At 66.8% G+C, this 13,975-nt stretch carries 11 protein-coding genes; 5 read left to right on the forward strand and 6 right to left on the reverse strand.

Annotation, left to right across the window (positions count from 1 at the left end; translation table 11 throughout):
* Positions 1–5: 5 nt before the first annotated feature.
* The 3 genes from C3B78_RS16240 (at position 6) to C3B78_RS16250 (ending at position 3,136) form a co-directional block, all read left to right on the forward strand.
* The gene (locus tag C3B78_RS16240) at positions 6–1,070 is read left to right on the forward strand and encodes a spore photoproduct lyase family protein (RefSeq protein WP_104998973.1); all 1,065 of its coding nucleotides are present in this window, start codon (positions 6–8) and stop codon (positions 1,068–1,070) included.
* 83 nt (positions 1,071–1,153) lie between these two features.
* Positions 1,154–1,951 (forward strand): hypothetical protein, encoded by a 798-nt coding sequence (locus C3B78_RS16245; RefSeq protein ID WP_104998974.1) that lies wholly within the window; start codon positions 1,154–1,156, stop codon positions 1,949–1,951.
* A gap of 162 nt (positions 1,952–2,113) precedes the next feature.
* A complete protein-coding gene (locus tag C3B78_RS16250; protein WP_104998975.1) occupies positions 2,114–3,136 on the forward strand; it encodes a DUF808 domain-containing protein in 1,023 nt (340 codons plus the stop codon).
* On the opposite strand, the gene C3B78_RS16255 is transcribed toward C3B78_RS16250, so the two are convergent.
* The 6 genes from C3B78_RS16255 to C3B78_RS16280 all read right to left on the reverse strand — a co-directional run bounded on the left by C3B78_RS16255 (position 3,137) and on the right by C3B78_RS16280 (position 8,789).
* On the reverse strand, positions 3,137–3,781 hold the full coding sequence (locus C3B78_RS16255) for a DUF1961 family protein (protein WP_234005436.1): 645 nt from the start codon (positions 3,779–3,781) through the stop codon (positions 3,137–3,139).
* A gap of 42 nt (positions 3,782–3,823) precedes the next feature.
* A complete protein-coding gene (locus C3B78_RS16260; protein ID WP_104998977.1) occupies positions 3,824–4,525 on the reverse strand; it encodes a rhamnogalacturonan acetylesterase in 702 nt (233 codons plus the stop codon).
* 30 nt (positions 4,526–4,555) lie between these two features.
* On the reverse strand, positions 4,556–5,428 hold the full coding sequence (locus tag C3B78_RS16265) for a carbohydrate ABC transporter permease (RefSeq protein ID WP_104998978.1): 873 nt from the start codon (positions 5,426–5,428) through the stop codon (positions 4,556–4,558).
* Positions 5,428–6,399: an ABC transporter permease gene (locus C3B78_RS16270; RefSeq protein WP_104998979.1), complete on the reverse strand. Its 972-nt coding sequence runs from the start codon at positions 6,397–6,399 to the stop codon at positions 5,428–5,430. Before C3B78_RS16270 ends, C3B78_RS16265 begins: the two co-directional genes overlap by 1 nt.
* Positions 6,400–7,929 carry an extracellular solute-binding protein gene (locus C3B78_RS16275; protein ID WP_104998980.1) on the reverse strand — a complete coding sequence of 510 codons (1,530 nt, stop codon included), beginning with the start codon at positions 7,927–7,929 and terminating at the stop codon, positions 6,400–6,402. It lies immediately after the preceding gene.
* A 143-nt stretch (positions 7,930–8,072) separates the two neighbouring features.
* Positions 8,073–8,789 (reverse strand): YesL family protein, encoded by a 717-nt coding sequence (locus C3B78_RS16280; RefSeq protein WP_104999847.1) that lies wholly within the window; start codon positions 8,787–8,789, stop codon positions 8,073–8,075.
* A gap of 336 nt (positions 8,790–9,125) precedes the next feature.
* Between C3B78_RS16280 and C3B78_RS16285 the strand changes: the two genes are divergently transcribed.
* Together C3B78_RS16285 and C3B78_RS16290 are read left to right on the forward strand one after the other, a co-directional pair.
* A complete protein-coding gene (locus tag C3B78_RS16285; protein ID WP_104998981.1) occupies positions 9,126–10,385 on the forward strand; it encodes a Gfo/Idh/MocA family protein in 1,260 nt (419 codons plus the stop codon).
* Positions 10,385–13,816, forward strand: coding sequence for a family 78 glycoside hydrolase catalytic domain (locus C3B78_RS16290; protein ID WP_234005437.1), 3,432 nt, complete (start codon positions 10,385–10,387; stop codon positions 13,814–13,816). Before C3B78_RS16285 ends, C3B78_RS16290 begins: the two co-directional genes overlap by 1 nt.
* Positions 13,817–13,975: the final 159 nt, after the last annotated feature.

Genomic DNA, 13,975 nt, shown 5'->3' on the forward strand with positions numbered 1-13,975 from the left:
GCCTGATGGACTTCAACCGGCTGCTGCAGATCCGCCGCATCTACGCGCAGCCTGCCGCGCTGGAACTGCCTAGGGGCAGGGACATCGTGGAACGGTGGCCGGACGCCGACATCATTCCTGTCGAGAACCACTGGAACATCCCGGATGTGCACGGTGATGAGACGAACGTGCCGCGCTGGTCCCGGATCAAAACGGAGGCGTTGGTCCTCGGCGTCAAAAAGGGGTTGACCGTCAAACCGAACGGCCGGTCCGCGGACTTCATTGCGCCTTCAACCGCGAACGGCTGCGCCATGGCGTGTGCCTACTGCTACGTACCCCGGCACAAGGGGTACAGCAATCCCGTCACCGTGTTCGCGAACATTGACCAGATTGCGGGGTCGCTGGAGCGCCACGTTACGCGCCAGGGCATCAAGCTCGAGCCCAACCAGTGCGATCCGGAGCTCTGGGTCTACGACATCGGTGAGAACAGTGACTGCTCCGTGGACGCCCTTGTCAGCGACAACGTGGAGGATCTGGTCACACTCTTCCGCGACCTGCCTACCGCCAAGCTGTCCTTTGCCACCAAGTACGTCAACCCGGCGATGCTGGGCTGGAACCACGGCGGCCACACCCGGATCCGTTTCTCCCTTATGCCTGCGGCTTTGGCGAAATCGATCGACGTCCGCACCTCGCCGGTGGCTGAACGCATGGCAGCCATCAACGACTTCGTCGACGCCGGCTATGAGGTGCACGTGAACTTCTCCCCCGTCATTATCACGGACACCTGGCTCAGCGACTGGGAGGAGCTGCTGCGCCAACTCGACGCGACGCTGAGTGACGCTGCGAAGTCCCAGCTGGCTGCGGAAATCATCTTCCTGACGCACAATGAACGGCTCCATGAGGTTAACCTCGGCTGGCATCCGCAGGCTGAGAGCGTGCTGTGGCGCCCGGACCTCCAGGAGGCGAAGGTCTCATCCAACGGCTTCACCAACGTCCGCTACCGCTCCGGAACCAAGGCCGGCTACGTACGGCAACTGACCGCCCTGATTGGGAAAATCGCTCCTTACTGCCGCATCCGGTACGCCTTTTGAGGGCACGGATTCCCGGGCCGGCGTCGGGCACGAAACCGGCCTCGCGCCAGGGCCTGCCGCGCCGCGCGGCGCTAGACTGAAGCATGGCCGGCGCCCGTCTCCGTCTCTTGGCCTGGCTCCTCGTCCTGGCCGCCTTCCTCGGGGCCTGCACGCCCGCCGTCGGCATTAACGCCGCCGTAACCGGGCAAGCGGCCCCGGCTTCCCCGCCGCCGGCAACAGCGGCCCCGACCGCCCCGCCCCCGGCATCAGCCGCTCCGCCCGCCCCGCCGCCGGCACCCCAGCCGTTCGCCCTCAACCTTTACCAGGAGGGCGACTTCGTGCCGCAGTACACCTTTGACTGGTGTGTGGCAGCGAGCATCCAAATGGCCCACAACCTCGTGGACGACACGGGCGGCGGCACGTGGACAGGCTCTACCCAGCAGGGCGAACTGTGGGAGATGGCCCGGGCCAGGTCGTCCAACTCGTTCAACGGCGCCAACCCCCTCGGGTGGGCGCAGGTGCTGACGGAAGTTGGCATGGGGCCATACACGGTAGTCAGCATCGCCGACTACGGGACCGCGCTCCAGACGGCGGCACGCGCCATCGCCGCCACGGGCCGGCCAGTGGGGCTGGTCATGTGGCGCGGCCGCCACGCGTGGGTGATGAGCGGCTTCGAGTCGACCGGCGACCCCGCACGGTTCCAGGAGTTCTCCGTCACCGGCGTCCGCGTCCAGGATCCGCTCTACCCGCACGGCAGCGCGCAGTGGGGCCTGTCACCCGCGCCCAACAGCCTGCTCACTCCGGAGGAGCTGGCCACGCAATTCGTGGTCCGCGAGCCGCGGCGCTGGAGCAGCGAACTGCCGGCCGGTTACCTGATGGTGCTCCCGGTCGCCGGGGCCTGACCGGCTGCGGTAGGGGCGAAGTTCGAAGGAATACTGGCCGCCCGCTGCGGCGCAGCCCGGGCCCGGCTGCCCGCCACCGTATAATCTCAGCATGCCGATCACGCGCCTGCATCCAGGCAGCCACGCCCAGCCGACGGAACGCCAACTCTGCGGGAGCGGTCTGTGAGCGGCGGCCTCGTCGCCCTGCTGGACGACGTCGCAGCCCTGGCCCGCATCGCGGCCGCCTCTGTGGACGACGTCGCAGCCGGAGCCGCCAAGGCAGGAGCCAAGGCCGCCGGCGTGGTCATCGACGACGCCGCTGTCACCCCGCAGTACGTCTCCGGGGCGGACCCGTCCCGCGAACTGCCCATGATCAAGCGGATCTTCTGGGGCTCGCTCCGGAACAAGCTGCTCATCATCCTGCCGGCCCTGCTGCTCATCAGCGCCTTCCTCCCGTGGGCCATCCCGTTCATTCTCATGCTGGGCGGCACGTACCTGTGCTTCGAAGGTGCCGAGAAGGTCTGGCACAAGCTCCGCCGGGACCACGCGGACGAAAAAGCACCGGCCGTCCAGCGGGGTCCGGAGGCGGAGGCGAAGGTGGTCAAGGGCGCCATCACCACAGACTTCATCCTGTCCTGCGAGATCATGGTCATCTCGATGAACGAGGTGGCCGCCGAATCCATCTGGGCCCGGGCTGTCATTCTCGTGGTCGTGGCCCTCGCCATCACGGTGCTTGTGTATGGTGCGGTGGCACTGATCGTCAAGATGGATGACATTGGCCTGCACCTGGCCGCCAAGGAATCTGCGGGCTCGCAACGCTTCGGCGAGCTGCTCGTCAAGGGGATGCCTGCCGTGCTGTCCGCAATCACCCTGATCGGGACAGTCGCCATGCTGTGGGTTGGCGGCCACATCATGCTGCAGGGGGCCTACGACCTCGGCTGGCATCTGCCGTACGATCTGGTGCATGCCCTCGAGGCCCCGGTGGCCGGAATCGCGGGCATTGGCGGCCTCCTGGCCTGGCTCGTGAACACCCTGTGCTCAGCCGTCCTGGGACTCGTGTGGGGCCTCGCCGTGATGGCCGTCCTGCACCCGCTGCTGAAGGCCCTGCCGTTCGGCAAGGAGAAGGGCCAGCATGAGGAGGGTGACGTCCGCGCCGAACTCGCGGGCTACCGGCCGACGAAACACAAGGCGGATCCCGCTCCCTAGCTAGAGTTCCTCCACCACCAGGTGCCGGTAGGCCGCCCGGAGCGGCGCCATGTGCCGGAAGCCCAGGTAGCCGGCGCCAAGCACTTTGCCGGACGGATCCTGCCACTCAAGCAGCGGCAACCCGTTGATGGAAAAGGCCACGCGCGGCCCGTCCTTCACCACCTCCAGGCGGTAGAAGTCCACCGCGTCCCCGGCCGGCGGCAACGGATCGGCACCCTGTGCCACCAGCTCAAAACCCGCGCTCTTGCGCAGGTTGCAGGTCCGAAAGGCCCGCTCTGACTCGTACTTGTGCCGAAAGTAGGAGATGTGCAGGGCATCGATGTCCCCGGAATGGTATTGCGGGTAGTACCCCGTCCGCGGTGCGAGCCCGGGCGAAAACAGGTCCCGCCCGCCGTGCCCCCGGGCAGCGAAGAAGATCATGGCCAGGCCCGGCTCCTCCAGCGGAAGGAACTCCCAGCTGATCCGGATTCCATCCGGGAACTCCACCGGGCACCAGAACGTCCAGTGCGCGTGGTCGCCGAATTCCGCGTCGTCAAGCGAACCGGAAAGTTCCAGCGCACCGCCGTAGCCGGCCCTGGCAAGCGGTCCTTCCGCCACCCAGTCCGCAACATCCCCCGGCCCGGTCAGTGCGTTGCTGTAGAGCACCTTCGTCCCCGGGCCAGGCGTTCCCCAGCCAGTCGCGCCCACTTAGCTGCGCCCCGCCGTCGTACTCAATACACCGTCCGCGGCCAGCCCCAGCTCGTGGAGCTGCGCGGCAACATACTCCGCCACCAGGGCGGCTCCCCGCTGGGAAAAGTGGGTGTTGTCCGCCAGCCCGTCCGGCCAGTATGCGTGCGTGCCCGGCGCAAAGTGGCAGAAGAGGGACGCGGATTCCTCCCGGCCCAGGCGAAGGTAAAGCCCGCGCGTCCACGCGTTCAGGTCAACCACCGGAAGTCCCAGCTCCAGGCCGATTTCCCTGACCACCTCCGGGTAGTCCTCCAGGCTCGGCTCCAGGATCCTTTCCGAAGCAGTGTCCGACGGCGGCGCGTCCGGGAAGTGCCGCCGCTCCACCGGGGTGCACAGGACGGGAAGAGCCCCGCGGCTCCGCACGTCCCCGGCCATGGTGCGCAGGTTCGCCGCGTAACCTGTGCGGGCCGCAAGGTGCTGCCTCTTCTGGTCGTTGTGGCCGAACTGGATCAGCACCAGGTCCCCTTCCGCCGCTTCCGAGAGCAGCCGGCCCCACAGCCCCTCCTCCCGGAAGGACTCCGTGCTTGCCCCGCCTTTGGCGAAGTTGTGCACAGCCGCCCGCCTGTGGACGTGCGGCGCAAGCTGCGCTCCCCAGCCGCTCATGGGGTACTCATGCGTGGGGCAGTTGGCCACCGTCGAATCTCCGGCGAGCAGGATTTTCATGCTGTGCTTTCTGGTAGTCCGGCTCCCCCATCAGCCCTTGACGGAGCCGATGAGCATGCCCTTGGCGAAGTGTTTTTGCAGGAACGGGTAGAAGACCAGGATGGGCAGGGTTGCCACCACGATGACCGCGAATTTGATGCCCTGTTCCGGCGGGATGTAATTGGGGTCCACGTTGCCGGTGCCGAGCAGGTCCGAGGAAGCCGTGACCTGGCGCAGGTACATCTGCAGCGTCCATTTGGTGTTGTCGCTCAGGTAGAGCAGGGGTGACATGAAGTCGTTCCAGATGCCGACGGCGTAGAACAGGGCGAACGTGGCCAGGACGGGTTTGGACAGCGGCAGCAGGATGCGCCAGAGGATCCCGACCTCGGTAGCGCCGTCCATCTTCGCGGACTCCTCGAGTTCAGCGGGAAGTTCCTGGAAGAAGTTCTTGATAATGATGAGGCTGAACGGGTTGATGGCCGCCGGCAGGACCAGGGCCCAGTAGCTGTTCAGCAGGCCGAGGTCCTTGACCAGCAGGAAGGTGGGAATCATGCCGCCGGAGAAGACCATGGCGAAGACCACCAGGGACAGGATGAGCTTGCGGCCGCGGAGGTTCCGTTTGGCCAGCGGGTAGGCCATGGTCACTGTCAGGATCAGCTGGACCCCGGTGCCCACGGCTGTGACCAGGACGGTGGTGACCAATGCGCGGATGAACGCCGGGGTGGAGAAGATGTACTCGTAGGAGCCGAAGGAAAACTGTTCGGGCCAGACGAAGAAGGCCCGCCGGGTGATTTCGGCTTCGGTGGCGAAGGAGCCGGCGAAGACATAAATGAACGGCAGCAGGGTGATGATGCCGACCAGGGTCAGGAAGGCGTAGTTCGCGGCGTCGAAGATCCGGCCGCCGGGGGTGTTGTGAATCTTCATTAGAACAGTCCGCTCTGGTTGAACCGCTTGGCCAGGGCGTTGGTGCCGAAGATCAACACGATGCCCACCAGGGATTTGAACAGGCCCACCGCGGTGGAGTAGGAGTAGGCGCCCTGGGTGATGCCCACGAAGTAGACGTAGGTGTCGAAGACGTCAGCGACGTCGCGGTTCAGGGCGTTGGTCATCAGGTAGATCTGCTCGAAGCCGGTGTTGAGCATCTGCCCGATCGCGAGGATGAGCATCACGATGATGGTGGAGCGGATCCCGGGCAGGGTGATGTGCCAGACCCGGCGGAACCGGCCGGCGCCGTCAATGATGGCGGCCTCGTACTGGTCCTGGTCCACGGTGGCCAGGGCGGCGAGGAAGATGATGGTGCCCCAGCCGGTGTTCTTCCAGATCTCCTGGAGCACGATCAGCGGCCGGAACCAGGCCGGGTCGGAGAGGAAGTCGATGTCCGTGCCCAGCACGTTGTTGACGAACAGGAACAGCGGGCCGAAGTCCAGGGCGAACAGCAGGAAGCTCAGCGACGCCACGATGGTCCACGACAAAAAGTGCGGGATATAGACCAGGGTCTGCACGGTGCGCTTGAGGATGGAGAGGCGGACCTCATTCAGCAGCAGCGCCAGGACGATGGTCAGCGGAAAGGCGATCCCCAGGTTCAGGAACGCCAGGATCAGCGTGTTGCCCAGCAGCCTGGGGAAGTCCGGGTTGGCGAAGAAGTCCTGGAAATGCTGGAACCCCACCCACGGGCTGCCGTTCACGCCGAGGAACGGGACATAGTCCTTGAACGCAATCGACACCCCGTACATCGGGGCGTAGCGGAACACGGCGAAATAGAGCACGCCGGGCAACAGCAGGAGGTACAGCCACTTGTAGTGCGCGAAATGGACGGAAAACCTGCCCCGCGGCCGGGGAGCGGACACGGACTGCGCCCGCTCCCCGGCCTGGGTGTCAATGACAGGGGCTGCCATTTACTTGTTGTCCTGCCAGAGCTTGTTGATCTCTTCCTGGACCTTGTCGCCGCCGCTGGTCTTCCACAGCTTGATGGCATCCTTCAGGCCCTGCTCATCAATCTGGCCGGCCAGGTACTTGATCCGGGCGTCCGCCACGATGTTGTCCAGTTGCGCACCCTTGGCCACGTAGGTGGGTGAGACGAAGGCGGCTGCCGGGTTGTAGACCGCGCTCTTGAGGTCCTCTGCCATGACTTCAACCCGCTTATCGAAGACTTCCTGCTCGTAGTCCGAGGCCTGCTTGACCGGGTAGAAGTTGTTGCCCGTGACGTTCATTCCCAGCTGGGCGTAGCTCTTGATGTCGGTGTTGACCACCTTGCCTTCAGGGGTCTCAGGCTTGATGGTGGCGGCCTTGCCGTCCTCAACCGTGAAGTTCACGCCCTCGATGCCGTTGTTCAGCAGGACGGCCGTTTCTTTGGAGTTCATCTTGTTCAGGAACTCGAGGACGGTCTTCAGCTCTGCCTCGGTGCGGACGCTGGTCTTGGGGATGGCCAGGAAGCCTGAGTACCCGTCCGTGGGATGTGTGTGCAGTTCACCGTCCGGGCCTTCGAGCCCACCGACAAAGCCGACCTTGTTTTCGAAGTCGTTGGGGTTGGCCTGCTTGAACAGGTTGATCAGCACGCTGACGCGGGAGTCGACGTCGACAATGATGCCGCCCTTGCCATTGAAGAAGGGCTCGTTCCACTTGGTGCCGTCGAAGGTGGCGAAGTCCGGGTTGATGAGCTTCTCATCCACCATTTTCTTGACGAAGCGGTTGGCTTCGATGAACTCTTCAGTCTCGAAGCTCGGGATCAGTTTCCCGTCCCGTTCGGTCCAGCGGTTGCCGGCGCCGTACCAGGTTTCGATCATGTCGTAGGGGCTGTTGGACCCCAATGCGCCCCACTTCGGGATGGTGATGCCCCAGGTATCGTTCTGGCCGTTGCCGTCCGGGTCCTTTTCCGTGAAGGCCTTGGCCACCCTGTAGAGGTCCTCGGTGGTTTTGGGCGCCTGCAGCCCCAGTTTGTCCAGCCAGTCCTGGCGGAACATGACAGCCGAGCGGATCGGATTGCGGGCGCGGTAGACGCCGTAAACCTTGCCATTGATGCTGGCGTTCTGCTCCACCGCCGGGGAAGTGGATTTCAGGTTGGGGTAGTCCTTGAGCTTATCCGTGAGGTCCCAGAAGGCACCCGCTTCGGCATTCTTGACGAAGCCCGGCGATTTGCTTTGGACCACCAGGACGTGGGGAATCTCGGATGAGGCAAGGGTGATGTTCATCTTGTCCTCGTAGGAGGCGTTAGGCGTCCAGGTGATATTGACGTCCTTCCCCGTGAGTTCCTCCAGCTTCTGCTGCACGGCGCCGTCAGCAGTGGGCGGCTGCGCCTCGAGGAACGGGGCCATCACGTTGATGGTGGCCATGTCCGCGGACGGGGTTTCACCGCCTCCGCAGGCTGTGAGCGTCAGGGCCGTGGCGGTCACGACGGCGGCGGCCAGGCCGAGTTTTCTGGTAAACATGTTGTTCCTTTTCCACTTCTTCGGGGTTGGATCCGGGGCTTATCCGCCGGGGTCAGTTGGTGCAAGTCATTGAATTGGGGCTACCGGGATTCGGTCAGACTCGTTGATACGTTTCACCGCGGTCCGCGCAGACAGGGAGCGGCTCATCCAACGGGCGCCCCCTGCGGGGTGGAGCGTCCGACGGCGGTGCTGGCGCCGCCCGTGATGGCCACGGCCCCGCTGCATTCCTGGCTCGCCGCGAGGGCGGCGACGGACTCGTCGTTCGCGGCAAAGAACCTGTCGCACAACCAGCCGGTGACGTACAGCCAGGCACCGATGCTGAAGAACGGAATGAGTCCCGGCAGCGCCCGGCTTGCATAGGCAGTTGCGGCCGTGATGAAGAGCAGGATTACGGTCCCCGCAAGGTGGCGGACAGCGAACCGGGAGCAGGTCATCAGGTAGCGCCCCAGGGGCAGTTCGTAGCGGGCGTACATGGGGAAGAGGTAGCAGACCACGCCCGCAAGGAAGATAGCCGCCACGAAGGTGCCGGCCGCGACGAGCTGGGACACCAGGTCCCCTGCGCCGGATGAGTAGTTCCAGTTCATGGCCAGGGCAACACCCACCGCCATGACAGGCAGTGCCAGGGCGTTGGCCCGGATGAAGTTCGCGAAGTATTCCCTGGTAAAGGACCGGAGCAGCGGAGCCGCTTCTCCGCGGGCCCTCCGCCGGACCAGGATCTGCGCCGCGGCTGTTGCAGGACCGGCGCCCAGGACACCAAGGCCGAGCAGGGTGAAAAGGATCCACAGCAAGTTGAGGCAGGCTATCCACAGCAGCGTGTCAAAGAACGAGTAGGCCCGTGCATTGAAATTTCCGGCCAGCATGGCCAAGCTCCCTTCGGTTCTCCGTCGTTGCAGAAACGCTTCCATGAGTGGCGGGCGTCACGTGAGTAATCGGTTTCTCGAAATCTAGACCCCGGATGGCGGGCGGGTCAAGCCAATTTTTGAATCGTTACATTACTGGACGTGCCACCCCGGCGTGCCGCACACTGGACCTTGGAAAGCGCTTGCTGGACAATCTTCCGGCGAGAGCACAGGGCATTTAGCCCCGTCCCGGCCTGCCGCTGCCGGTGTGAAAGGGACGCCGCAATGACTTCTCCGGGGCCGTCCCAACGCTGCCGCGGAGCCTGGTTTGGTGCCTGCGGGCAGAAACGGAGACCAATGGGAACGCCAGCCGGCACCGACGCCGCGTCACAGCCCCGGAATGAAGAGCCTGTCCGGGCCCGGGTTCCAGGCCAGGGCCATCGACAGGGCCCCGGAACTGTGGCCCAGCCAGTCCGTCCGGCCCGCGTGGCGCTCGTCGGCGTCCACGGCTTCGGCGCCCACCACCTGGGCAACCTTGAGCGCCTTCAGGCTGCCGGCGTCGTCCACCTCGTCGCAGTGGCAGATCCGCAGCCACCGGGACCGGGGTCCGTGCCGGCAACGGCTGCTGTTTTCCCCGGCCTGGGCGAACTGCTGGCAGCGACGGAAGACCTGGAACTGATCATTGTGGCCACCCCCATCCAGACCCATGCCCCGCTGGCGCTCGCCGCCCTCGCCACCAGCGCCGACCTCTACCTGGAGAAGCCGCCGGTGGCGTCGCTTGCCGACTTCAACACGCTGTGCGACGCGGCCCGGGCATCCGGCCGGAGCGTGCAGATCGGCTTCCAGAGCCTGGGCTCACACGCGCTTCAGGCCATCGAGGAACTGCTGGCCAGCGGAGCCATCGGCACGCTGGAGGGCATCTCTGCCACCGGCCGCTGGGTGCGCGACAGGGCGTACTACAAACGTTCGCGTTGGGCGGGGAAGCGAAGCATTGGCGGCGTCGACGTGGTGGACGGTGTCGCCACCAATCCCTTGGCCCATGCGGTGGCCACGGCGCTGCGCATCGCCGGCGCCCGCACGGTCGAGGACGTTGCTTCCGTGGAAACGGACCTCTACCATGCCAACGACATCGAATCCGACGACACCTCCGTTATCCGGATCCGCACCAACACGGGACTGCCCGTCACGTGTGCGCTCACGATCTGCGCCACGGAATCCGTGGAACCGTATGTGACGTTGCAGGGCTCCCGGGGCCAGGCCGTTTTCCACTACACCGAAGACCGCCTCACCGTGCACACCGCAAAAGGGGTGACCAGGCAGGTCTTCGGCCGGGACGACCTCACGGAGAACCTGCTGGCCCACCGGCGCGAAGGCGCGGAACTAATCAGCCCCCTCCCGGACAGCGGTGCCTTCATGCTGGTGCTGGAAGCCATCCGGACAGCACCGCCGCCGGCCGCGATCGGCGCCGACTACGTCCACTGGGAAGGTGACGGCGACGCTGCACACGCGGTGGTCGTCGGGATCGAGGATGCACTGGAGCAAGCCGCAAAGGAGCATGCCACGTTCAGCGAACTGGGCCTTCCCTGGGCGCTCCCGGCACGCGGTACCGCATCATGATGGCAGTCTCCCCCAGTCCCGAAGTCACCCCCGCCCTGGTCCGACGCGGCGAGCTGCAGGCTACCGGTTTGGTGACCGATGGCCTCGCCGGCTCCCTCACGGCGTCGCTGCGCCCGGTGTTCGGATGGAGGCTGACCCGGCCGGACGAAGCGGATCCCGCCGCTGCCCAACAGACCGGCTACGAAATCGCGGTCGAGGATGCGGCCGGAGCGGAGGTCTGGTTTTCAGGCCCCGTTCCGTCAGCCCGCCAATCCGGGATCCCCTATGGCGGTCCGGAGCTGGCCGAGGACGCCGATTACAGCTGGCGGGTCCGGGTGAGCGACGCCGGCGGCCGTCACGGGGCCTGGTCCGAACCCGAGCCGTTCAGCACCGGGCTTTCGGACACCGGGTGGGGCGCCGACTGGATCCACCGTGCCCCGGGCGGCCGGGCGCCGCTGGACATCCTCGACGGCGCCCTCCGGGTTGCCGGCTCGCCGTTCCTGCCCGTCCCCTGCCCTGTTCTGCGCCACTTCACCCTGGAGGCGCGGCTTCGGCCGGTCATGGGGCGGGCCGGCGTGCTTCTCCGCAGCACCGGCGCGGGCACTGGATTGCTGCTGGAACTGGACACTGCAGGCCATGTGGTGCTGCGCCGCGCGCCGGAATGGGAAATCCCTGCCCCCGCCATGCCGGAGACCGACGTGCTGGCCAGCGCCCGGCTTGAACGCAACGCCGTCGCCGGCCAGGAACGGCTCCCCGGCAACGACCTGGCAAGCGGCGCCTGGCAGGATCTGGCTGTGTCCGACGACGGCACCACCATTACCGTCACCCTCGACGGCGTTGAACTGCTCAGGGTAAATGACCCGCTCCCCGCGGGCTTCGAGGGCCACCTCGCTTTGCACCAGGGTCCGCGCAGCCAGGCCGAGTACGCCTCGCTGCGGATCACCGGCCGGGCGCGCACAGCTGCTGCCGGCGGCACAATCCGCCGCGGCGCGGCTCCTGAAGATGCAGTGCTCCTGGAGCACCGGTTCGACGAAAGTCCGGAGGAGGCGCGGGCGTTCCTGGGGCATTGGGCGGGCACCACGTCGCACCGGCAGCCGGACGAGTGGACGCTCTTCCGCAGCACGGTCCGGCTCACCGGGACTGTTGCCCGGGCGCGGCTTTTCGTCGCGGCAAGCCACCATGCACAGGTGGCCCTGAACGGCACGGCCTGCCTCAGCACGACCTCCTTCGGTTACCCCGGCGAGGGATATTACGACGCCGCCGACGTCACCGGCCTGCTCGCGGCGCACTCACCCAGCCAGCCGGCGGGGCCGGGCCGGAGGGGGAAGTCCGCGCTGCTGGACGAGCCGGTCCAGGTCCCCTTGACCGCCCTGCTGCACTGGTACGGTCCGGGCCAGGGCAGGGCCGCCAGCGTCCCCGGCCTGCTGGTCCGGCTCAGCGTGGACTACACGGACGGGCGCCGGGAGACTTTGGGCTCGGGGCCGGACTGGACTGCCGCCGAGGCCCCGTACCGGCAGGCCGGTTACCGCAACGATGAGGGCGACCCCGTGGAGCACCTCGACGGACAGGCCGCCGCAGCGCTCCACGCGAGCCAGGATATGCCGCCCGCGTTGAGCTACGGTCCCCACCCCGTCGCCGAGTTCCCGGCCCTGCACCCACGAAGGACTGCCCTGTCCGAGACTTTTGCCGCCCCGGAATCCTTCCTGGCCGCCGCGGACGGCACGCTCGTGGCGGACTTTGGCAAGGTCGTCCCGGCCCGCCCGGAAGTGGACTTCCGCACGGGCGTGGCCGGACGGACGCTGGCGATCCGCGCCGGCTACACCCTGGACGCCGACGGTCGGGTGGATCGGGGCAAAACGGCCAGCCAGAACACGGACATGTCCTTCCCCTACACGCAGGCGGATGGCCCGCAGCAGTTCCGGGCCACCGTGCACCTGGCTTTCCGATACCTGGAGATCCCCGGGGTGGAGGCGACTGACCTCTCCCGGGTGGGTGCCGTCGTCGTCCACGGCCGCCACCCGGCCGAAGGCAGCTTCAGCAGCTCCGACCCAACCCTGGACGCGGTTTTTGGGCTGCTGCGCGACTCCGCGCTGTACGGGATCCAGGAGCAGTTCGTGGACACGCCCACCAGGGAGAAGGGGCAGTTCCTGGCCGACGCGGTCAACATCTCCTACGCCACCATGGCACTGTTCGGCGAGCACGCCTACACCGCCCAGGCGCTGCGGGAATTCGGCTGGTCAGCGGGGCGGTACTGGACCACCGGCGAGGACCGGGGCCGCTACAACGCGGTCTATCCCAACGGCGACGGCAAACGGGACATCCCCGACTTTTCGCTCATGATGCCGGAGTGGGTCCAGGAATACCACCTCCGCACGGGCGACCTCGCCCTGGTAACCGAACTGTTGCCGCACCTTCGGGACACGGCAGACTACGCGTTGCGGTACCTCGCCACGGACGGCCCGACGGCGGGACTGGTCACCGGGCTCGGCGGCGGCTCCGGGCCCTACCTGCACGGCATTGTCGACTGGCCCGCCCCCGGCCGGTTCGGTTACGACATGGAGTGTGCCGCCAAGACCACCGTCAATGCCCAGGCCTACTCCGCCCTGCTGTCAACGGCCACGCTCAGCAGCCTCGCGGGGCAGGAGGACGCGGCCGTGCGGTACGCCGCCCAAGCCCGCGCCCTGGCCGAGACCATCCGCACACGCCTGCGGGTAGACGGCGTGATGGTGGACGGGTTGCACGCCGACGGCACTCCCAGCACCCACGCGTCCCAGCACGCCACGTCCTTCCCGCTGTCCCTTGGAATCACCGATCCCGCCCACGTGGCAGCCGACGCGCAACGGATCGCGGACCAAGGCATGCGGCAGGGGCCCATGACCGTGCACCGGCTGGTGCGGGCGCTGCTTTCCCAAGGACTGGCGGACGCGGCGCTGGACCTTCTCACGAACAAGGACCAGCCCGGATGGGCACGTCTTTTGGACCGCGGCGCCACGTTCACTTGGGAGGCCTGGGAGCTGGTGGCGGGCACGGACTACAGCCAATCCCATGCCTGGTCCGCATCTGTGCTGAAGGAGATCCTTGAATTCCTGCTCGGCGTGCGGACCGTTGTTCCGGGCGGCAGCGAGTTGCTGATCGAGCCGCCCGTGTGCAGGCTCGAACACGCCTCGGGACGCGTCCCGCTGCCCAACGGGCCTGCCGCGGTCAGCTGGCAGCGGACGTCCCAGGGCATGTGGCTGGAGTGCACGGTTCCCGCCGGCGTCACCGCCACGGTCCGGCTGCCGGCCGGTGCCTACGGGGTTGAAGGGCCGACGGCGGCCGGGCCCGCCGTCGAGCGTTCCCGCCAGGACACGGCGGCTCAGCGCGACGGCGGCGGCACCGGCGTGGCGGGCGCGAAAGCCGTGCGCGACTTCCGGATCCATCCGGGATCCTGGACCTTTACGCCAGCCAACTGATCCCCGCCCTGCCCAACCAGGTAGCGGCCCAACAGGGTGGGCGCGCGGGATCAGGGGAGGGCGCTCTTAGCCTCGTCCAGGGCCTTCTTGGCGGCACCGGGACTGCGGCGCCGAGCTCGTCGGCGATGTCGTCGATGAAGGCGCGGTGGCGGCATCGGC

Source organism: Arthrobacter sp. PGP41 (assembly GCF_002953935.1).
Lineage (GTDB): Bacteria > Actinomycetota > Actinomycetes > Actinomycetales > Micrococcaceae > Arthrobacter.